24 protein-coding genes and 1 pseudogene are annotated in these 17343 nt (G+C 59.7%); 17 read left to right on the top strand and 8 right to left on the bottom strand.

Annotated elements, in window-relative coordinates:
- Positions 1-42: 42 nt before the first annotated feature.
- From AC1RQ9_RS15400 to AC1RQ9_RS15390, 3 genes are all read left to right on the top strand, one after another.
- Positions 43-438 carry a DUF2442 domain-containing protein gene (locus AC1RQ9_RS15400; RefSeq protein ID WP_485987668.1) on the top strand — a complete coding sequence of 132 codons (396 nt, stop codon included), beginning with the start codon at positions 43-45 and terminating at the stop codon, positions 436-438.
- 238 nt (positions 439-676) lie between these two features.
- The gene (locus tag AC1RQ9_RS15395) at positions 677-895 is read left to right on the top strand and encodes an antitoxin MazE family protein (RefSeq protein WP_485987666.1); all 219 of its coding nucleotides are present in this window, start codon (positions 677-679) and stop codon (positions 893-895) included.
- Positions 892-1215 carry a type II toxin-antitoxin system PemK/MazF family toxin gene (locus AC1RQ9_RS15390; protein ID WP_485987665.1) on the top strand — a complete coding sequence of 108 codons (324 nt, stop codon included), beginning with the start codon at positions 892-894 and terminating at the stop codon, positions 1213-1215. The genes AC1RQ9_RS15395 and AC1RQ9_RS15390 overlap by 4 nt, the downstream gene beginning before the upstream one ends.
- A 29-nt stretch (positions 1216-1244) precedes the next feature.
- Here AC1RQ9_RS15390 and AC1RQ9_RS15385 read toward each other — a convergent pair whose 3' ends face one another.
- Positions 1245-1520 (bottom strand): hypothetical protein, encoded by a 276-nt coding sequence (locus AC1RQ9_RS15385; RefSeq protein WP_485987683.1) that lies wholly within the window; start codon positions 1518-1520, stop codon positions 1245-1247.
- 48 nt (positions 1521-1568) lie between these two features.
- On the opposite strand from AC1RQ9_RS15385, the gene AC1RQ9_RS15380 reads away from it, so the two are divergent.
- A complete protein-coding gene (locus AC1RQ9_RS15380; protein WP_010518373.1) occupies positions 1569-1814 on the top strand; it encodes a type II toxin-antitoxin system Phd/YefM family antitoxin in 246 nt (81 codons plus the stop codon).
- Positions 1811-2197 carry a type II toxin-antitoxin system VapC family toxin gene (locus AC1RQ9_RS15375; protein WP_485987663.1) on the top strand — a complete coding sequence of 129 codons (387 nt, stop codon included), beginning with the start codon at positions 1811-1813 and terminating at the stop codon, positions 2195-2197. Before AC1RQ9_RS15380 ends, AC1RQ9_RS15375 begins: the two co-directional genes overlap by 4 nt.
- 43 nt (positions 2198-2240) lie before the next feature.
- Here the strand turns inward: AC1RQ9_RS15375 and AC1RQ9_RS15370 are convergent, their stop codons facing one another.
- From AC1RQ9_RS15370 to AC1RQ9_RS15360, 3 genes and pseudogenes are all read right to left on the bottom strand, one after another.
- Complete coding sequence (locus AC1RQ9_RS15370) at positions 2241-4307, bottom strand: phospholipase D family protein (protein ID WP_485987661.1); 2067 nt, start codon at positions 4305-4307, stop codon at positions 2241-2243.
- 251 nt (positions 4308-4558) lie between these two features.
- A complete protein-coding gene (locus tag AC1RQ9_RS15365) occupies positions 4559-5131 on the bottom strand; it encodes a hypothetical protein (protein ID WP_485987660.1) in 573 nt (190 codons plus the stop codon).
- 312 nt (positions 5132-5443) lie between these two features.
- Positions 5444-5824 (bottom strand): annotated as a pseudogene (locus AC1RQ9_RS15360) (transposase); the annotation flags it as partial.
- Positions 5825-5899: 75 nt separating this feature from the next.
- Here AC1RQ9_RS15360 and AC1RQ9_RS15355 point away from each other — a divergent pair.
- The 3 genes from AC1RQ9_RS15355 (at position 5900) to AC1RQ9_RS15345 (ending at position 7682) form a co-directional block, all read left to right on the top strand.
- Positions 5900-6148, top strand: coding sequence for a DUF4160 domain-containing protein (locus tag AC1RQ9_RS15355; protein ID WP_485987658.1), 249 nt, complete (start codon positions 5900-5902; stop codon positions 6146-6148).
- The gene (locus AC1RQ9_RS15350) at positions 6132-6536 is read left to right on the top strand and encodes a DUF2442 domain-containing protein (protein ID WP_007396285.1); all 405 of its coding nucleotides are present in this window, start codon (positions 6132-6134) and stop codon (positions 6534-6536) included. The genes AC1RQ9_RS15355 and AC1RQ9_RS15350 overlap by 17 nt, the downstream gene beginning before the upstream one ends.
- A gap of 234 nt (positions 6537-6770) precedes the next feature.
- On the top strand, positions 6771-7682 hold the full coding sequence (locus AC1RQ9_RS15345) for an isopenicillin N synthase family dioxygenase (protein ID WP_485987657.1): 912 nt from the start codon (positions 6771-6773) through the stop codon (positions 7680-7682).
- 355 nt (positions 7683-8037) lie between these two features.
- On the opposite strand, the gene AC1RQ9_RS15340 is transcribed toward AC1RQ9_RS15345, so the two are convergent.
- Positions 8038-8202, bottom strand: coding sequence for a hypothetical protein (locus AC1RQ9_RS15340; RefSeq protein ID WP_010517622.1), 165 nt, complete (start codon positions 8200-8202; stop codon positions 8038-8040).
- A 154-nt stretch (positions 8203-8356) separates the two neighbouring features.
- Between AC1RQ9_RS15340 and AC1RQ9_RS15335 the strand changes: the two genes are divergently transcribed.
- The 3 genes from AC1RQ9_RS15335 (at position 8357) to AC1RQ9_RS15325 (ending at position 9273) form a co-directional block, all read left to right on the top strand.
- A complete protein-coding gene (locus AC1RQ9_RS15335; RefSeq protein WP_485987655.1) occupies positions 8357-8527 on the top strand; it encodes a hypothetical protein in 171 nt (56 codons plus the stop codon).
- Between the two features lie 139 nt (positions 8528-8666).
- Positions 8667-8963 carry a BrnT family toxin gene (locus AC1RQ9_RS15330; protein ID WP_010518357.1) on the top strand — a complete coding sequence of 99 codons (297 nt, stop codon included), beginning with the start codon at positions 8667-8669 and terminating at the stop codon, positions 8961-8963.
- Complete coding sequence (locus AC1RQ9_RS15325; protein ID WP_025439958.1) at positions 8932-9273, top strand: BrnA antitoxin family protein; 342 nt, start codon at positions 8932-8934, stop codon at positions 9271-9273. The genes AC1RQ9_RS15330 and AC1RQ9_RS15325 overlap by 32 nt, the downstream gene beginning before the upstream one ends.
- A 301-nt stretch (positions 9274-9574) precedes the next feature.
- Here AC1RQ9_RS15325 and AC1RQ9_RS15320 read toward each other — a convergent pair whose 3' ends face one another.
- The 3 genes from AC1RQ9_RS15320 to AC1RQ9_RS15310 all read right to left on the bottom strand — a co-directional run bounded on the left by AC1RQ9_RS15320 (position 9575) and on the right by AC1RQ9_RS15310 (position 10761).
- Positions 9575-10078 (bottom strand): Ros/MucR family transcriptional regulator, encoded by a 504-nt coding sequence (locus AC1RQ9_RS15320; protein WP_485987654.1) that lies wholly within the window; start codon positions 10076-10078, stop codon positions 9575-9577.
- Complete coding sequence (locus AC1RQ9_RS15315; protein WP_485987653.1) at positions 10071-10337, bottom strand: conjugal transfer protein TraD; 267 nt, start codon at positions 10335-10337, stop codon at positions 10071-10073. The genes AC1RQ9_RS15320 and AC1RQ9_RS15315 overlap by 8 nt, the downstream gene beginning before the upstream one ends.
- A 64-nt stretch (positions 10338-10401) precedes the next feature.
- Positions 10402-10761 (bottom strand): conjugal transfer protein TraD, encoded by a 360-nt coding sequence (locus AC1RQ9_RS15310; RefSeq protein WP_485987651.1) that lies wholly within the window; start codon positions 10759-10761, stop codon positions 10402-10404.
- 96 nt (positions 10762-10857) lie between these two features.
- Here AC1RQ9_RS15310 and traA point away from each other — a divergent pair, with 96 nt between their 5' ends.
- From traA to AC1RQ9_RS15280, 6 genes are all read left to right on the top strand, one after another.
- A complete protein-coding gene (gene traA, locus AC1RQ9_RS15305; RefSeq protein WP_485987649.1) occupies positions 10858-14235 on the top strand; it encodes a Ti-type conjugative transfer relaxase TraA in 3378 nt (1125 codons plus the stop codon).
- Positions 14236-14289: 54 nt separating this feature from the next.
- On the top strand, positions 14290-14484 hold the full coding sequence (locus AC1RQ9_RS15300; RefSeq protein ID WP_010512615.1) for a type II toxin-antitoxin system VapB family antitoxin: 195 nt from the start codon (positions 14290-14292) through the stop codon (positions 14482-14484).
- Positions 14481-14873 carry a type II toxin-antitoxin system VapC family toxin gene (gene vapC / locus AC1RQ9_RS15295; RefSeq protein WP_019087316.1) on the top strand — a complete coding sequence of 131 codons (393 nt, stop codon included), beginning with the start codon at positions 14481-14483 and terminating at the stop codon, positions 14871-14873. The genes AC1RQ9_RS15300 and vapC overlap by 4 nt, the downstream gene beginning before the upstream one ends.
- A gap of 292 nt (positions 14874-15165) precedes the next feature.
- Positions 15166-15837 carry a DUF6118 family protein gene (locus AC1RQ9_RS15290; RefSeq protein ID WP_485987646.1) on the top strand — a complete coding sequence of 224 codons (672 nt, stop codon included), beginning with the start codon at positions 15166-15168 and terminating at the stop codon, positions 15835-15837.
- Between the two features lie 116 nt (positions 15838-15953).
- Positions 15954-17048, top strand: a complete 1095-nt coding sequence (locus AC1RQ9_RS15285) for a Fic family protein (RefSeq protein WP_129551050.1) — start codon at positions 15954-15956, stop codon at positions 17046-17048.
- A 39-nt stretch (positions 17049-17087) separates the two neighbouring features.
- The coding region (locus AC1RQ9_RS15280; protein WP_485987645.1) for a type IIL restriction-modification enzyme MmeI at positions 17088-17343 on the top strand (256 nt) is incomplete at its 3' end.

Genomic DNA, 17343 nt, shown 5'->3' with positions numbered 1-17343 from the left:
TACCGCCGGGGCGTCGGTCATAGGAAGCGGCGGGGAAGAGACATGATGAATAAAGTGGACTATCAGGCTGTTCGTGAAGCAGGTGCGCTCCATAGAGCGACTGTTCCCCATGTGGTGTCTGCAAGGTTTATCCGTGCACGCCGCGCCATTCACGTCACGCTCTCGAATGGCGTTGAGATGAGTGTGCCAGTGGACTTGTTGCAGGGTTTGCAGGGCGCTTCCCTGAATGATCTGGCCAAGATCGAGATGACCCCGCTTGGTAACGGCCTTCACTGGCCCCGCCTTGATGCCGATGTTCTGGTCGAAGGCCTGATCCACGATATCTACGGTTCCCGAAGCTGGATGGCAGCACAAATGGGATGTGCAGGGGGATCGTCCGCCAGTAATGCCAAGGCGGCGGCCGGAATGGTGCCAAGGACGGTCGGCCGAAAAAGGTAGCGATAAGACACGGTAAGGACCCATGAGCTGCGAAGCATATGAAAACGGGCTCTGCTCAAGGCATTATGGGGTGTGGACGCCAGCATGCTCTCCCGGTTGAGTATGACTGAGCGGGACGTGCGCATTGGCGGCTTGGCGTGCAGATCGTGCGGTGCCTTCAAACAATGAGTTCCTGCTCAACCAGAAACATTAAACCTGAGCGCTCATTGTGTGTTACATGTAACGGGGAGGATGCACCATGACCCCTGTTGCCATTCGCGTAAAGAAGCGTCGAGACACGCTCCGCAAGGCTGGACTGCGCCCTGTCCAAATCTGGGTTCCCGATACACGGGCAAAGGGATTTGACGAGGAATGCCGCCGTCAGGCCATGCTGGTGGCCCTGGCTGACTCGCATGAGCCAGATATTGCCTCTTTCCTCGATGCCGCTGCCGCCGATCTGGATGGCTGGGAGGCATGAAGCGAGGCGACTTTGTAACCGTTGCCCTGCAGGGCGATCTCGGCAAACCCCAGCCTGCATTGGTGGTGCAGGCTGATCGGTTCGACATGACAGCTGTCGTGATCCTCCTGCCCCTCTCCAGCGCCCTTGTGGACGCTCCCCTGCTTCGCCTGACAATCCGGCCTGATGAGCACAATGGGCTACGTAAGCCATCACAGGTCATGATCGACAAGCCGACCACCATCAACCGCGAGAAGGTTGGCCCGGCTTTCGGGATCGCCAGCGATACCCTCATGCTGTCTGTCAGTCGGGCGCTCGCCCTTTTCCTCGGACTGGCGTAGGCCCATCCTTCCCCAGGGGCATTTGCAGGTTATGTTGTGGCGTCAATTGCTGCCTGAACCTTTGCCAGATCGGCTTTCAGGATCACAAGCACCTGATCGGCCGGGACAGCGGGTTTCGTGCTGGCCCGGGCCAGGCGAATTGCAACCCTTTTGGCAGCCAGTTCATTGGAAAGATCAGTCATGATCATGTCTCCATTGCCAGATATTGCTTCGATAGCAACCACTGTCGCCGCCATCCGCAAGCAGGCGGGCATGATGATACGATTGTCGTTGATGAGATCGACAAAAGCTGTTTTCTTGCTCATTCAGCTTAACCTGACTAAGTTGATTTGGCTAAGCCAAAGGGATGCCCCATGCGAACCGTTAATATCCATGAAGCCAAGACGCACCTGTCCCGGCTGATCGACGCTGCAATGAAAGGCGAGAGCTTTATCATCGCCAGGGCCGGTAAACCGGTTGTACGGGTGAGCCCTATCTCCGCTCCGGAACAACAGCACAAGCAACGCCTGGGCTTCCTTGCAGGCAGGATGCAGGTGCCGGACGATTTCGATCACATGGGACAGGACGAGATCGGTTCGCTGTTCGATGGGCAGGCATGAGGATTCTGCTTGATACCCATCTGCTCCTCTGGGCGGCTGGAGAACCTGAGAAACTCTCCGCTGACGCCAGGGCTCTCATGGAAAATCCGGAGAACATGCTGGTGTTCAGTGCCGCCAGTCTGTGGGAAGTCACCATCAAGGCCGGGCTCGGCCGGGCAGACTTCCAGGTGGATCCGCACCTGTTGCGGCGCGGCCTCATCGAGAACGATTACGAGGAACTGCCTGTTACCAGCCAGCATGCCGTGGCGGTCGGACAACTTCCCGATGTCCATCGCGATCCCTTCGACCGTATCCTGGTCGCCCAGGCCACGGTGGAGGGCCTGCTCCTCCTGACCCATGATCCATTCGTGCAGGCTTATCCAGGTCCCATCAGGGCCGTCTGAGCGTTGAAACCGGATGATCGTGCATGCAGGCATCCTTGTTGGCTTATCCGGATTTCTTCCAGGCTTTTACGACACGCCCCAGCAGGGAGGTATTGCGGACTGGTGAGAAGCCCAGTTCTTCTTCCATCGCCAGCAGGTCCAGCTTGACCGTATCCGCGATACGGCCCTTGAAGACGAATTCCGGCACGGATTTCTCGAATGCCACAGCCTGGCGAATGTCACCGTCAAAGCGCACCCGCATGAAACGTTTGTCCCGTGACAGGATGATGTTTTCAGGGTGGCTTCCGATCATCTCGACAAGGATGCGCTGGAACTGGATGGCCCGCATTGCCTGATAGGTCCGGTACGAGAGCGGACAGGCCCAGTCGGGACGGGGAGAGACGTGCTGCTCCAGCAGGGAAAGCAGGATGCGTGAGGAGATGGCGAAGGCATCCGGAATGGTCTTGCCCGCACCCTGATCCATCTCGATCCGCATGGCGCGGATCTGGGGGAGCATGAGGGTCAGATACTGGCGGTAAAGGGCGGTGCCGATCTCCTTTTGCAGGCGGCGGGGGCTTTCCGTCTGGAGCGCACGACTGTCGGGCAGCGAGGCATCGATATGGCAGGTCACCATCCGCTTGGTGAGATCGGCGGAAATGCTGGTGACATCCTTGTTGGTGGTCAGGACAATCGGGGCATAGCGTTCGGCCATGTCATGATCGGTACGGACCATGTCCGGCACGTATTTGCCCATCCGGTCAGGAGTGACATCGTCGATCAGCAATGGAATGGCTCCCAGCCCGAAGCGCAGGGCCAGCGCACGTTGTGCGGTAAAGTCCGATGAGCGGATGCTCTTGACGATCCCGAACATGGACTGGGCGATGATCCGCGTGAACAGGGTCTTGCCCCCGCTGGAGCGGCCATACAGCACGGCATAGGGTGGATAGAGCCACGGGTCGATATGGTTGATGACGGCCCTCTGCCGCAGGAAAGCGGCAAAGGGAGCCATGTAGAGCCAGACCAGAAAAGCCCAGTAGGACGCCATGGCACTCTGGCTGTTGCCATAAAACGCCGCGAAACTGCTGATATAGGCGACCAGCATGCGCGCATCCCGCGCGACCTGCGCGGCTGGTATGGTCTCCTTTTCCGACAGCCATAACCGGTCATTCAGATGGACTTCGCCCGTCCGGACCGACAGGATCGCGCGTGGGATGTCATCTGCCGGACGATCCGGTGCGGGCAGGTTGTTGCGGGCCTGCAGGAAGGTCGAGACCGTTCTGGGCGTGACAAGGGCCATGCCCTTGCGGTTCATGGGCAGGGGCACGGTTTCCAGTTCCTGCCGCAGGCGCTGTGCCATGCGCAGGGCCGTGGCGGAAAAGCCGTCCGGCATGGGGATGCCGCCCTGTTCCACATGCGCAAGCCCGGCCCGGATGGCCCGGACGATGGGCACGTCCTCATAGGGGATCGGGTCCGTCCGGATATCTGCCTGCCCTGTTTTCGCAGTGGGAGAAACGCCGATCAGGATTTCGTCTTCAACTGGCACGCTCTGTTTGTAATCGCGTTGGTAATAGTCTTCGAACACGTGCCATGCGGTTGGGTCATCAAAGGTGATGATCACTTCGTGCTGGCGGGCATGGAAGGCGGACAGGCTGAGATTGGCGGACCCCGTAACCACCCGGTGGCCATCGGGGCCGGACAGAAGGTAGAGCTTTTCATGACTGGGGCGGCCGGTCATCAGCCGGAAGCGCAGCGTGCCATCATGCAGGCGCGGCAGGAAGAGGCTGCTGCGTGACCCGAGAAGCTGGCGCAGGCCTTCCACAAGGGCAAGGGATTTCTGGTCAGCCAGGCAGTCCCGGAACCCGTAGGCTTCAAAAACCTGGCTGGCCTGGACAAGGGCCAGATGGGTCTTGGTCAGGATATGCTCGGCGCCGAAGATGATTTCCATGTCTTCGAACTGTTCGGCAAGGTCGAGCAGGAATTCCAGCGAGCTGGAAAAGGTAATGGCCCGAAGCGTGGAAAAACCTGCGAACACGTCCAGCCAGTTCTGCCGGGCATGCGCGTCCAGTCGGGCCTGAAAGACAGTCAGGGGCGCAGGCTGTCGTGAGGGCAGGTTGGAAAGCAGGTCCGTCATGCGGGGCTCCGGCAGGCATGAAGGGGATGAGACCACCTACGATTGCGCGACTGGGGACCAGCGTGGGATCACGATAGGGAGAAATGTCATTTTTTCGGCGTCAGGTGATGCCTGTTGCCACACGGCGGTTGAGGGCGGTGGATACGTGAAGCATATGCCCATACGGAGTAGATTTCGATAGAACGGGAAAGAACGGAATTCGCATGAAAGGAAGCCATGCACAGGCACCCTTTCATGCCGGTCAGGTGACGCTATGTCTGAGGCCATGAAAAATCGGCATGGGCACCCATGGCCTGGAAAAACCATGCCAGGTCACGGTCCGGCATGCTCTCCTGCTGTTTCCTGAAAGCCGTCTTGTTCGTTCGAATGAAAAAATCATTGAGGTCTGCATCGATCAGTCCCTCATCCTGGAAGGCATGACAGATCTCCCGGGCATAGAGAACCGGGCAGACCACCAGAATATCGTCGTCATGTGTCACGGTCCGAAAGAGCGCCTGGAAGTCGCCGTTACGGAACATGGTCAGTGTGACCTGTTGCTGATGTCTGGTCAGGCGTGACAGGGCCAGAAGATCGCTGATCGCGACCCAGGGTAGATCAGGCCGCCCGGACGGTGGCGCGAAGAAGCGCAGGGGCAGGTTCCTGAAGTCGGCCGCATGCAGGAAAGCAGGAGCGGGTTGAAGCATGGAATCTTTCTCACGATCATGCCGGCCAGAAGCAGCCGGATCGCGAAAGGCTGGATGACCGTCATGCGACCAGGCACAAAAAAACATCTCCAGTCGAATTGTCTTCAGCAGCGGGATCCCAGCGGGCAGGGCCTTCCCCAAGGGCCATTATTAATGGCTCCTTTTCCATGCTGCCCGCACCAACGGTGCAATGGTGTATGAAGAGCCCCTAGTAGGCCGGGTCCAATGCAGCCCCGAATGCGGTGTCAGTCAGGTACCAGAACGGGGCCGAGACAGTGCCAAGAGAGGGTATGCAGTGACTAGCCCGTCTTATTCACGGGTTGTGACTTTTTGAGGTTTCCTGATTCTGGACGCGCGGGGTCTACGCGATCCTGGAGGCTGATTTCAGAGTGAGGATTGGTCGGCGCTTGAGTTGGCGGGCTGGGGCGGGTTCGGGGGCGACAGCCCCGCCTGTCACGGTCCGGCGGGTTGCAGACCCCGGGCGATACCGGCGCACAGTGCGGCTTCGGGGCATGCTGCGGCGAATGCGATGCGAACCCGGCCGGCGACCTTGATCAGGCGCATGCGTAACGTGGTGAATTCGGCCGTAGCGAGCGGCTGGGGTCTGGGGATGGCCTCGCGCACCGTCAGCATCAGCCAGTAGGCGGCGGTGTGCAACACGAGGCGGACCTGATTTGCGCGAGACGAGCGACAGCCTGTCCGGTCTGAGGCCAGTTGCCCCTTGTGCAGCCTGATCAGGTTTCCCACCTGTCCCCGGGCGCAGTAGAGGGTGTCGTAAAGCCATCCGGCATTCCCGCCACGCAGGTTGGTGACGACACAGCGTATATCTGTGCCCGTTCTATGTACCGACCCCTACCCTGGTCATAATAAAAATACCCATCGTGTTGGGTTTTGTGGTAGGATGTGACCATGCCAACAGTTCACCGAGTGGGCCGCTTCAGGTTCATGATCTATGCAAATGACCATGATCCGGCCCATGTCCATGTGTTCTATGATGGCCGTGAAATCATCATCAACCTTGGGGAAACCGAGGCAACGATCCGGGAGATTGCCCCCGGCGTGAAGCGAGCAGACGTACGCGAAGCGTTCAGGATCGCGGTGGAACAACGCGAAGCCCTATTGGCCGCATGGAGGACGATTGATGCGCAACGATCATGACATCGAAAAGCAGATGGATGCCGCTTATGAACGTGGTCGCATTCGGCGCGAGACGGTGCCCCAGGCGATTGCTGCTGGGTACGATGCCACGACAGGGCGCGTAACCGTTGAGCTGTCCAATGGCACCCGCTTTGAATTCCCTGCCTCACAGGCTCAGGGCCTTGAGAGAGCAACGCCAGAGCAACTGGCCCAGGTAGAAATCATGGGTGGCTACGGCCTGCACTGGGAGGCACTGGATGCTGACCTACTGGTGCCGGAACTGATGGCGGGCCTGTTTGGGTCCCGTGCTTACATGGCGGCAAAGGCAGGCCGACAGGCATCGCCAGCAAAAGCCGCAGCGGCACGTCGAAATGGTGTCAAAGGCGGCCGACCAAGAAAGGTCGCATAACTCACATATTGAGGTAATAATGAATTATTTTTTTTAAAATACCACACAATTAAAATGTATCAATACAAGACCCAAGTTCACCGACACCAAAAAAATAGCAAAAAATACTAAAAAATATATAAATAACGAATGTAGGCATTTAAAATTTCATTATGTAAGATTTAAAAAATACTCTTATGCATTTTGGACCTGTAACGGTTTTGTGCCGGTCCTGAGGTAAATAGGAGCAGTCCCATGACTCATGACATTCCTGTTATCGACATTGCCCCCCTGCGCCAGGGTAACGATGCGGAGCGGGAGGCCGTGGCCAGCGCCATCGGCAGGGCCTGCCGCGAGACCGGCTTTTTCTACATTACCGGCCACGGGGTATCTCCCGATACGATAGCGAAGCTCTTCGAGGCCTCGCACACGTTCTTCGCCCAGCCCGCCGCCGCCAAGGAAGCCGTGGCCATGAGCCGCGTGGGCCGGAACCGGGGCTATGTGGGGCTGGGGGTCGAACGGCTTGATACGACTTCCCTGCCCGACCGCAAGGAAGCCTTCAACATCAGCCCTAACCAGCCCGGTGGCCAGGACGCATGGCCTGCTCTCCCGGGATGGCAGGATCTCATGATGGCATATTTCGCCATCTGCCTCGATATCGGCGCGGCACTGCATCGCGGTTTTGCCCGTGATCTGGGGGTAGATGAGGATTTCTTTGTCGATAAATTCAGGCACCCCATGGCCACGCTACGCCTGCTGCGCTATCCGCCCGCGCAACAGGCCAGCACGGCACCGGGGGCGGGTGCCCATACCGATTACGGCAATGTCACGATCCTTGCGGTTAATGGCGTATCGGGCCTGCAGGTACGTCCGCGCGATAGCGACTGGACGGACGCCCCGCTGATTCCCGGCACGTTCATCTGCAATATCGGTGACTGCCTGATGCGGTGGAGCAATGATGTGTATGTCTCGACCCCGCATCGGGTATTGCGCCCTGCAGGCGAGCGGTATTCGATCGCTTTCTTCCTCGATCCCGATGCGGATGCATTGGTCGAGCCGATCGTAACCCGCTCCGGCGAGCATGCGCATTATCCGCCCGTCACCGGGCATGACTACCTGCAGGAAAGACTGCAAGCGACATACGGGCACAAAAACCAGCACCACTGAGGCGGAAGGCTTCCATAGTGCGGGTGGGTGGTCCGTGGGATGCGATCAGGAATGGCCTGTCGTAAGGCTGGCAGACTGGGCTGTGGAGGTGGGCCAGTGACTTTTTTTTCCTGTCCGACCGTTGTGAGGTGCCGGGACTGGAGAAAGGCGTAGGGCATTGCCAGACATATAAAGGGGGGGGCGATTAACGACCCTGAAAATGGCGGCTTTCCAATGATTTTCCATAATTGGGAGGATGAAATCGAAGGGTCAGGATCCAGAAAACCGACAGCTGCCCAGGCGCCAGGCGCAGCGGTCCTTGTCACCGGCCTGCGACAGGCCGTCACATTCACCCTTCTACGGAACTCCGACCGCCTTATTGCCCTGGTTCAGGCAGGGGAAGGGGATGATCGGTACCGAGGCTGGCCGCCCATGCCTTCACCGCTTCACCACTGATGAACAATCCGGCATCTGCCTGGGCCAGTGCCCGGCGTGTCGCTTCGTTCTTTTCGGCTTCCCGATCGGAATGACCTGTTTCCATGATGGTGTTCCTCCCGGGCCGGATCATCAGGCCCGTTCCGGTCTGTGTCCACGTGTTTCTGGTGACCGCAGCGCCCGAGAACCCTGCGCGTCATCGACAATGTCCATGTTCGATGGGATCAGGACGTTTCGCTGAAGCAGGGGAAGGGAGGGATATGAGTTTTCCGGCCACAGGAAGCCCGCAGATAATTATTACGTTATCGTTACATAAGGCGGGCACAGATATACGCTCGCTCACCGCAATCATGGATGCCCGCCAGTGCGGAGAGATCACAGCCAATGAAATGATTGCCCAGATCCGGCTGATATCTCAACAGGAAGACTGAGATTTTCTTGCTTCGGCAGAGAACATTGGGAGCCAGTGGTAGAATCCTGTCATCGGGAATTGAGTTAATCCGTTGGAGGAATGCGGGCTTGAAAAATCATACTGTTGTAACTACAATTCCGTAACTACTGGAGCGGATTGTGACCATATGGGTATGGGATCCTGAAAAGGATTCAAAAAACAGGGAGAAGCATAAGCTACCTCTGGAAACCGGCAGGTTTGTTCTCGACGGCGATCCGCTCGCATTGTCTGTCCCTGATCCCCATCCAGATGGGGACAGGTGGCGAACCATAGGGAAGATACGGGGCATCACAACTCTCTTCGTCGTTCATACAGAACCCGTGGAAGACGAGGAGGATGGCGAAGAATACGGTCGTATTATCAGCGTAAGAAAGGCAACTGCCCATGAGCGCAAAGCATACGAAAATGGACTCTGAACTGCTTCAGGCGTTACGGGCTGTGGAGGCCATGCCTGACGATCAGATTGTGACGGATGATGAAGCCCCAGAAATTCGTGACTGGTCACATGCGGAACGGGGGCGCTTCTATCGACCCCGTAAAGTGCAGAAAACCGTGCGGTTTGACGCTGATGTCGTGGCTTTCTTCGAGAAGGACGGGCCTGGCTATCAGACACGTATGAATGATGCGCTGCGTGAAATTATGAATCGCGCCTTACGTAAGGCGCCCACGAAAACAGACGCGGGATCTGCACGATCTTCACGGCGCGGGAAGACGGTACACGCATAAGAGTGGCTGTGGCCTTTCTTTGCCCACTTTCCTGCACGAGAAGGAGATCGACCACCATGAGCAGCAAAAACAGGTCCATGCCCTCGCTGCACAGTGACGAAGCGGCCGAGGATTTCGTCGTAACCACCGATCTGATCCGGTATGACCTGACGGATAGCCGTGACCAATGTACGCCTCGTTACCTTCCTGCGGTGTGCGAGAGCGTCCCCCTTATTGCCCGGGTTGTGGCAGGGGGAGCGGGTTATCCGTGCCGAGGCTGGCGGCCCATGCCTTCATGTCCCGTTTCTCCCGGTCTGGACCTTCAGGCCAGTTTTGGCCTGCGTCCGCGTTCCTTCTCTGGCAGGCGTGTGACCGGCACCCCAGTTCCTGATGTTTCCGAAGGGGCCGGTGTCGCCTTGACGGTCCGCCCCAGTCCGATCTCCTGTGCCAGGGCAGCCCGTCGGGCTGCGTAGGATGGGGCGGTCATCGGGTAGCTTTCCGGGAGGCCCCATTTTTCCCGATACTGCTCGGGTGTCATGCCATAGACAGTACGAAGATGGCGCCTGAGCATCTTCATTTTTTTCCCGTCCTCCAGGCAGACAATGTAGTCTGGAAACACGGATTTCTTCACAGGCATGGCCGGCACCAGATCCGGTGTTCCGGTCGTCGCCTGTCCCGGACCGCCAAGCGCCTGAAACACCGTTGCGATGAGGCCTGGCAGGGTCTCCGCCGGAACCGTATTACTGCTGACATAGGCTGTGACAATCCGGGTCGTAAGCTCCCGCAGCGTGTCAGCTTCGGATGATCGTGTCTCGTGGTCAGTCATGGTCACGTCTGCCTGTTGTCCTGTCATGTTCCCGGTCCCTGTCGAAGGCATGAAGCCCCGCACGCCTCCAGCGTGTTTTCAGGTCGCCTGAAGCGGTATTCCTCCCATCCCGAAGCTGCCCCGCAATGTCCAGGAACGCCCCGAACAGGGTGGCGCGGTCATCATCGGTCAGGTCGACCAGTCCCGCCTTCTGGACCAGGCCGCCCAGTTCGATCAGATGATGGGTGCGTTCCCGTCGCGCCTTCGCCCAGTCGCGCATGTCAGTGCGTGCCTTTCGTGCCTGATGGCGATGGATCAGAGCTTCCTGCTTCCTGATCCGTCTTTCAAGCGCCAGAAGCTCCGTTCTGATCGTTTCCGGTTCCTTTCCGGCCGCCCTTTTTTGTGCCGGCCTGAAAGAACGTTGTCCCCCGTTCGGTCCACCTCGCGACGGCTTCTGGTTTGCCGTCCGCCTGTTCGACAGCCGCAAGCAGTACCCCGGCCAGCGCCTCGATCGACAGGGTATCGGCTCCCGTCGCCTCGACCAGTTCGCCGAGCTGGATGGTTCTTTGCGCCTTAAGCTGCTTCGCCTTTTCCTGAAGCGCCTTCAGTTCCGCATCAATGTCCCGTGGCCTGCGCATTTCCGGTCCCCTGTCCTGCTGGTCTGTGCCATACTCTACCATACAGGCGAGAACCGCGTCACTCATCCAGAGCAATCAACCATTGTGGTGCAGTAAAATTTGAGTGCGCGCTTATACGTCACTTCGTGACGTGCGCTTAAATGGTGTGATAGGATCGCGCCCATGGCGATCTATCACCTGCATGCAAAGGTCATCAGCCGTGCCACCGGCCGGAGCGCCGTGGCGGCGGCGGCCTATCGCGCGGCGTCCCGCCTGCATGACGTGCGGCTGGATCGCGACCATGACTTTTCCAACAAGAGCGGCGTGGTGCATTCCGAGATCCTGCTGCCCGATGGCGCGCCGGAACGGTTTCTCGATCGTGCGACCTTATGGAACGAGGTCGAGGCGATCGAGAAGCGCAAGGATGCCCAGCTTGCTCGTGAAGTGGAGTTTTCAATCCCGCGCGAAATGACCCAGGCGCAGGGGATCGCGCTGGCACGGGATTTTGTGCGCGAGCAGTTCGTGGAACGCGGCATGGTGGCCGATCTCAATGTGCATTGGGATATTGGCGAAGACGGACAGGCGAAGCCCCATGCCCATGTGATGCTGTCCACGCGGCGGATCGAAGTCAGAACCGGAGAGGCTGTGCATGGAAGACGAGACGGAATCCCGCATCCTGAACGAGGCGGCGGGGGCGCATACGACTTCGCGCCGGATCCTGGACCTGATGGAGCAGAAAGGGGAGGACGATCCGCTCAAGCTCATGATCCGTCTATTGACGGAAATCAGGGAGACGCAGCGTGGCATCCTGCTGAAGCTCTCGACGCTGGAGAAGCGCTTGCAGCGGCTGGAAGAACAGCGCGACTGATTGCTGCGGCACAGCTGCGGCATGAAGGTCTGGGGCTGGCGCAGAATCAGCCTTTCATCGGGTTCGGTGCGAAAGAGCGTTCGTGGAATGACAGGGATCTGCTGCTGACGTGGCGGGAGCGATGGGCGTCGCTTGCCAATGAACGGCTGGCCGAGCTGGACCTGGATGTGCGGATCGATCATCGGTCCTTCGCGGCACAGGGGATCGACCTTGAGCCGCAGAACAAGATCGGTCCGGCCGGGATGCGTCGGGAAGAGCGGGGCGAGGATGCGGAACGGGTTGCCGACCATCTGGAGATCGCGCGGCGCAATGGTGAAAGGTTGCTGGCCGAGCCGCATGTGGCGCTGGAGGCGCTGACGCGACAGCAGAGCACATTCACCCGCCAGGACCTGGCGCGGTTCGTGGACCGGCACACGGCGGATGCAGAACAGTTCAGTGCTGTCATGGTTCGGGTGGCGGCGTGTCCGGAGCTGGTCGCGCTCGGGAAAGACGGGCATGGGCGGGAGCGGTTCTCCACACGGGAGATGATCGGGGTCGAGCAGCGTCTGGAAGAAGCGTCGCTCGCGATGGGGCAGTCCCAGGGGCATGTGGTGCCGCTGGCAGTGCGTCGGGCGGCGATGGCGCGGGACGGGCTTGGGGACGAGCAGGCGCTGGCGGTAGGCGAGGTCACGAAGTCCCGCGACCTGTCCGTGGTGGTCGGGTATGCCGGGACGGGGAAGAGCACCATGCTGGGTGTCGCCCGCGCGGCATGGGAAGAGGCCGGGTATCGGGTGCGCGGGGCAGCGCTGTCGGGGATTGCAGCGGAAGGGCTGGAATCCGGGTCCGGGATCGAGAGCCGGACGCTGGCCTCCCTGGAGCGTGCGTGGGAACGTGGGTTCGACCTGCTGGAGCGCGGGGACGTGCTGGTGGTGGATGAGGCCGGCATGGTGGGGTCACGGCAGATGGAGCGGGTGCTGTCGGCCGCGCGTGGTGCCGGGGCCAAGGTGGTGCTGGTGGGTGATCCCGAGCAGTTGCAGGCGATCGAGGCTGGTGGCGCGTTCCGGGCGGTAGCCGAGCGGGTCGGGTCTGTGGAAATCACGACGGTGCGCCGGCAGCGTGAAGACTGGCAGCAGGGGGCCACGAAAGAGCTTGCAACCGGGCGGACGGATAGGGCGCTGGGACGTTATGAGGCGGCCGGCCTGGTGCGCGGGCATGACACGCTGGAAGAGGCGCGGGCCGGGATGGTGGCCGGGTGGGATGAAGCCCGTCAGGCCGCGCCAGAGGACAGCCAGATCATGCTGGCGCACCGGCGTGTCGATGTGCGGGCGCTGAACGAGGCGGCGCGGGAGATCCGGCGGGACGCGGGTGAGCTGGGTGACGACGTGCTGGTGCCGACCGCCCAGGGCGAGCGGGTGTTCGCGGACGGGGAGCAGGTCTACTTCCTGCGCAATGACCGGGAGCTGGGAGTGAAGAACGGCACGCTGGGCACGGTGCGGGGCATCACGGGGTCGGTCGAGGCCGGGGATCTCGTGCTGTCGGTGCAGCTCGACGGGCCGGGTGGGACCGGGCGTGGCCGGGTCGTGTCCGTGTCGGTGGCGGATTATGACGCGCTGGATCATGGCTATGCCGCCACCATCCACAAATCGCAGGGTGTGACGGTGGACCGGGCGCATGTGCTGGCGACGGGGAGCATGGACCGGCACGGGGCCTATGTGGCGCTGTCGCGCCACCGGGAGAGCGTGTCCGTTCATTGGGGCCGGGATGATGTCGGCGACCGGGACGGGCTGGTGCGGCGGCTGTCGCGCGAGCGGCTGAAGGATACCACGCTGGATTACCTGCATGTCCGGGATCGGGATGCCGGGTTTGCGCGACGACGCGGGCTGCATGTCCCCGAGAGCGAGATCGTGGTGGAGCGTGAGAAGGCTGCCTCTGGCCCCCAGAAGGACAGGCAGGCCGAAGCTGTCCGTACGCCGGATCCGGCACCGGCGCAGCGGAAACGCGGGATGTTCGACGGGCTGGACCTGTCCGTGCGGGGGCGTGGCCGGACGGCGGAAAAAGACGTGTCGGCCGGGATGGATGCCGGGGCCGGGAAGGGAAAAAGTGGGGTTGAGCGTGAGGCTCCCGCCTCGCCCTTTGCCGGGTTGCGGCTGCCGCGTGTGCAGCGCGCGCAGGTGCCGGCCGGGCTGGGCGGGTTTGTGCCGGGTGGTGATCCGCTCCACCAGGCGGTGGAGCAGTATGCGCGGGCGGTGCGGGACATCGGGCGCATGGTGGAGCAGGACCTGCCGGTGCTGGAGCACCAGAAGAAGGCATGGCTTGATGCCAGCACGGCCCTGGAACGGCTAAGGCCCGGGGCAGTGATTGCTCTGGAAACCGCCGTGAAGCATGAGCCGGAGATCCGACAGGCCCTGTACGGGCTGGAAGGGCCGGCACGGGCGCGCAGGCTGGTCGAGGGGCTGGAACACGAGGACAAGGTGCGGAAGAGTCCGGAACTGCGGGCCGCGCGGTTCGTGAAGGCGTGGGATGGGCTGAACCGCGAGCAGCAAGGTGTGGCGCTAAAGGAATTGAAGCGGGACGCGCAGCTTGAGTCCCTCCTGCGGCGCAAGGGGCACGAACTGGGCGTCCGGAAGGGATCGACGCTCGATCATGGATTGCAGCCGCAGCGCACGCGCTCGCTGTCGCGCTCCAGGGGGCGGGATATGGATATGGGGATGTAATCTGCTTGAGACGGGTGATGTTAATGTGTATGATTTGTGAAGGAGATACACATCATGCGAACCAACATCATTATTGATGATACCCTCATGACAGATGCGCTGAAGGCGTCTGGCGTCAAAACCAAGAAGGAAGCGGTCGAACTCGGGTTGCGGACGCTGATCAAGCTGAAGCAGCAGCGGGAACTCCGCACCTTGCGGGGAAAGCTCGACTGGCAGGGTGATCTTGATGCCATGCGCTCCGACGCATGATCCTGGTGGATTCATCGGTCTGGATCGATTTTTTTCGGGGGAAGACGACCCCACAGGTTGATCTTCTTGACCAGATGCTGGGGGAAGATCTGGTCAGCATTGGCGATCTGATGATGACCGAGGTCCTGCAGGGTTTCTCAAACGAACGGGATTTCAATCAGGCACAGAGGATGCTGGGTGCCCTGGACCTGGTTGAAATCGGTGGTCGCGATGTGATGGTCGAGGCGGCGCGGTATTTCCGTCATCTACGCGGTCGGGGCATTACGATCCGGAAAACCATTGATACCCTGATTGCGACCCGGTGCATCGTGAGCGGTCATCGCCTGCTCTACAGTGACCGGGACTTTGATCCGTTCGTGGACCATCTGGGGCTGGAACGGGCTGCCTGATCGGGAGCAGGCTACCGGGGGAGGTATGTTGTGCAGGAAAAAGAACAAGCCGTTTGTCAGGAGACAGCGCATCTTCTGAGTAGTCCGCGTAATGCGGAAAGATTGCGACGGACTATTCAGAACGCGGCTTCAGACAGTCGGCCAAACAGGCTTACGCTCCTGGCAATGGAAGAAGGGCGAAGGCGGCTGCTTTTCGGAAAGCAGGAAAGGGCCAGAACGCAAGAGGCTGGTCAGGATGATGATCGTCTGGACATGCCGGAAAACTGAATCTGGATGAGGGGATGGTTCCATCATGAGCGAGACGGATCCGGCAGCCCGTGCTTTTGAGGATCTGTGCGCCGAAATGACGGTGCTCCGGCGCAGCGTGGAAGCGCTACCCCAGGCATGGCGGGACAACCGGCCGCCAGACTACACACCGGACCTGGCCAGACTGGTGAAAGCCCTGAATGAAGTGGGCGCGCGCATGAAGGCGATCGAGGCCAGTCCGACGCTGAAGATGACGCCGCAGGCCTATGGGCAGGGGGTACGCCAGGCAGGGCTTTCTGTCTGTCAGGACATGCAGGCCGCCTTTCATACCGCGATCCGTGCGGTTCAGGTGGAGCGGCAGCAACTGACCGACATTGTCGGGCAGGCGCGCACCCGGGACCGGCAAAGCTGGTGGGTGTTGAAGGTAGGGCTGGCCTGTCTGGTTGCAGGGATCGGGTTGTCTCCTGTTCTGGCGTATCTCTTGCCATCTTCTGTCGGGACGCGAGTGGCATCTTTTATTGTTGGGGAGAAAGATCGCTGGAACTCTGGGGCCATGATGATGGCGGTCAGCAATCCTGAAGGCTGGCAACGTGTACGTGAGGACAGCCAGCTGGTTGAGGTCAACAGAGACAGGATTGCAGCTTGCCAGAAAGTGGCCTCAGGTCAGGAAAAAACTCAGAAATCTTGTGTCATCATTGTTCCGTCAGAGCAGGAATAGTCTGTGGAGAGATATGAAGCCGAAATAGAAAGTGACATGTCAAAGAAACCGGATTTCTTTGACGGATCATTCTGACGTGTTAGAAAAAACGCATATTGCTACCACGTCAGGATGTCATGTTAACGTCAACCTACCCTATTCGGCCTTTACCGCCTCAGACGGAGATAGAAACGGTTCCGGTTCTCAGGGCGCTGGTCGAGGCCAACCGGGCTTTGGCGGAGTTGAAGGGGCGGGCGGCAACCATTCCCAATCAGGGGATACTGATTGATACGCTGGCTTTGCAGGAAGCCAAGGCGTCCTCGGAAATCGAGAATATCGTCACCACCCAGGATGAGCTCTTTCAGGCGGATCTGTTTCCCGAGGGGCCGGACTCAGTGGCGGCCAAGGAAGTCGCCCTCTATCGTGATGCCTTACATCTGGGATTTCGGCAGCTGAAGGAAACCGATGGCCTAGTCCTGAACAAGGGGCTGATCGCGATTTTCCAGATGCTCAAGAAGCGGGAGGATGGGTTTCGAAATACCCCTGGAACAGCCCTGAAGAACGAGCGCACGGGGGAAGTGGTTTTTGTGCCACCGCAGGATGGGCGGGAGATTATCGGGCATATGTCGGATCTGGAGCGGTTCGTGAATGATGACGGGCTCTGTGATCTGGATCCGCTCATCAAGATGGCCCTGATCCACCATCAGTTTGAGAGCATCCATCCCTTCCCCGATGGGAATGGCCGCATCGGGCGGATCCTGAATGTATTGTATCTGACCCGGACCGGTCTTCTGGATATCCCGATCCTCTACCTGTCGCGCTACATCACCCGCCACAAGGATGAGTATTATCATCTTTTGCAGAAGGTGCGGGATGAAGGCGCATGGGAAGCGTGGATCCTCTATATGCTGCGTGCCGTGGCCGAGACATCCAGGGTCACCCTGGAGCTGATTGAGGGCATGCGGGCGCAGATGGCCACCATGAAGCAGCGGATGCGGACGGAACTGCCCAAAATTTACAGCCAGGAGCTGCTGAACAACCTGTTCCGACACCCTTACACAAAAATCGAGTATGTCCAGGCGGATCTGAACATCGCGCGTCAGACGGCAGGGAAATATCTCGACCAACTCTCAGAGAAAGGTCTGCTGTCCAAGCACCGTTCAGGGCGGAGCAATTATTATATCAACGCACCTCTGGTCCGCCTCTTCCTGGAGGTGTCAGGTGGCGCATGAGGTGTATGATCTGGTTTTCGAACGTATGGAATTTTACGCATGAATCCCGTTGAGATTGAAGAAGCTGTCTCCCGGATTGCCGAGGCTCCTTTTAATCCCGGGGAATTTCCTTTCGAGTTCCTGCAAGCGTTCGGAAACCGCGATGTCACGATCAAGCGGCTTCGCAAGGATAACCGCTCGGACGTTCCCAGAGCGGTGCTCCAGCGCAACAACATCCATCTGGCCGTCTGTCCTGAAGGCCAGGTTGCCCAGACTCTGAATCTGCTCCGGGAAAGCCCCAAGACCCAGTCGGCTA

The organism is Komagataeibacter ossonobensis, assembly GCF_057359305.1.
Note: the sequence above shows the minus strand (reverse complement) of the source record. Positions and strands in the feature narration are given on the sequence as shown.

Bases quoted from the DNA above. Each gene is read 5' to 3' on its own strand.
- AC1RQ9_RS15400 (WP_485987668.1), top strand. From the start codon at position 43: ATGATGAATAAAGTGGACTATCAGGCTGTTCGTGAAGCAGGTGCGCTC.
- AC1RQ9_RS15395 (WP_485987666.1), top strand. From the start codon at position 677: ATGACCCCTGTTGCCATTCGCGTAAAGAAGCGTCGAGACACGCTCCGC.
- AC1RQ9_RS15390 (WP_485987665.1), top strand. From the start codon at position 892: ATGAAGCGAGGCGACTTTGTAACCGTTGCCCTGCAGGGCGATCTCGGC.
- AC1RQ9_RS15385 (WP_485987683.1), bottom strand. From the start codon at position 1,520: ATGAGCAAGAAAACAGCTTTTGTCGATCTCATCAACGACAATCGTATC.
- AC1RQ9_RS15380 (WP_010518373.1), top strand. From the start codon at position 1,569: ATGCGAACCGTTAATATCCATGAAGCCAAGACGCACCTGTCCCGGCTG.
- AC1RQ9_RS15375 (WP_485987663.1), top strand. From the start codon at position 1,811: ATGAGGATTCTGCTTGATACCCATCTGCTCCTCTGGGCGGCTGGAGAA.
- AC1RQ9_RS15370 (WP_485987661.1), bottom strand. From the start codon at position 4,307: ATGACGGACCTGCTTTCCAACCTGCCCTCACGACAGCCTGCGCCCCTG.
- AC1RQ9_RS15355 (WP_485987658.1), top strand. From the start codon at position 5,900: ATGCCAACAGTTCACCGAGTGGGCCGCTTCAGGTTCATGATCTATGCA.
- AC1RQ9_RS15350 (WP_007396285.1), top strand. From the start codon at position 6,132: ATGCGCAACGATCATGACATCGAAAAGCAGATGGATGCCGCTTATGAA.
- AC1RQ9_RS15345 (WP_485987657.1), top strand. From the start codon at position 6,771: ATGACTCATGACATTCCTGTTATCGACATTGCCCCCCTGCGCCAGGGT.
- AC1RQ9_RS15340 (WP_010517622.1), bottom strand. From the start codon at position 8,202: ATGGAAACAGGTCATTCCGATCGGGAAGCCGAAAAGAACGAAGCGACA.
- AC1RQ9_RS15335 (WP_485987655.1), top strand. From the start codon at position 8,357: ATGAGTTTTCCGGCCACAGGAAGCCCGCAGATAATTATTACGTTATCG.
- AC1RQ9_RS15325 (WP_025439958.1), top strand. From the start codon at position 8,932: ATGAGCGCAAAGCATACGAAAATGGACTCTGAACTGCTTCAGGCGTTA.
- AC1RQ9_RS15320 (WP_485987654.1), bottom strand. From the start codon at position 10,078: ATGACTGACCACGAGACACGATCATCCGAAGCTGACACGCTGCGGGAG.
- AC1RQ9_RS15315 (WP_485987653.1), bottom strand. From the start codon at position 10,337: ATGCGCGACTGGGCGAAGGCGCGACGGGAACGCACCCATCATCTGATC.
- AC1RQ9_RS15310 (WP_485987651.1), bottom strand. From the start codon at position 10,761: ATGAGTGACGCGGTTCTCGCCTGTATGGTAGAGTATGGCACAGACCAG.
- traA (WP_485987649.1), top strand. From the start codon at position 10,858: ATGGCGATCTATCACCTGCATGCAAAGGTCATCAGCCGTGCCACCGGC.
- AC1RQ9_RS15300 (WP_010512615.1), top strand. From the start codon at position 14,290: ATGCGAACCAACATCATTATTGATGATACCCTCATGACAGATGCGCTG.
- vapC (WP_019087316.1), top strand. From the start codon at position 14,481: ATGATCCTGGTGGATTCATCGGTCTGGATCGATTTTTTTCGGGGGAAG.
- AC1RQ9_RS15290 (WP_485987646.1), top strand. From the start codon at position 15,166: ATGAGCGAGACGGATCCGGCAGCCCGTGCTTTTGAGGATCTGTGCGCC.
- AC1RQ9_RS15285 (WP_129551050.1), top strand. From the start codon at position 15,954: ATGTTAACGTCAACCTACCCTATTCGGCCTTTACCGCCTCAGACGGAG.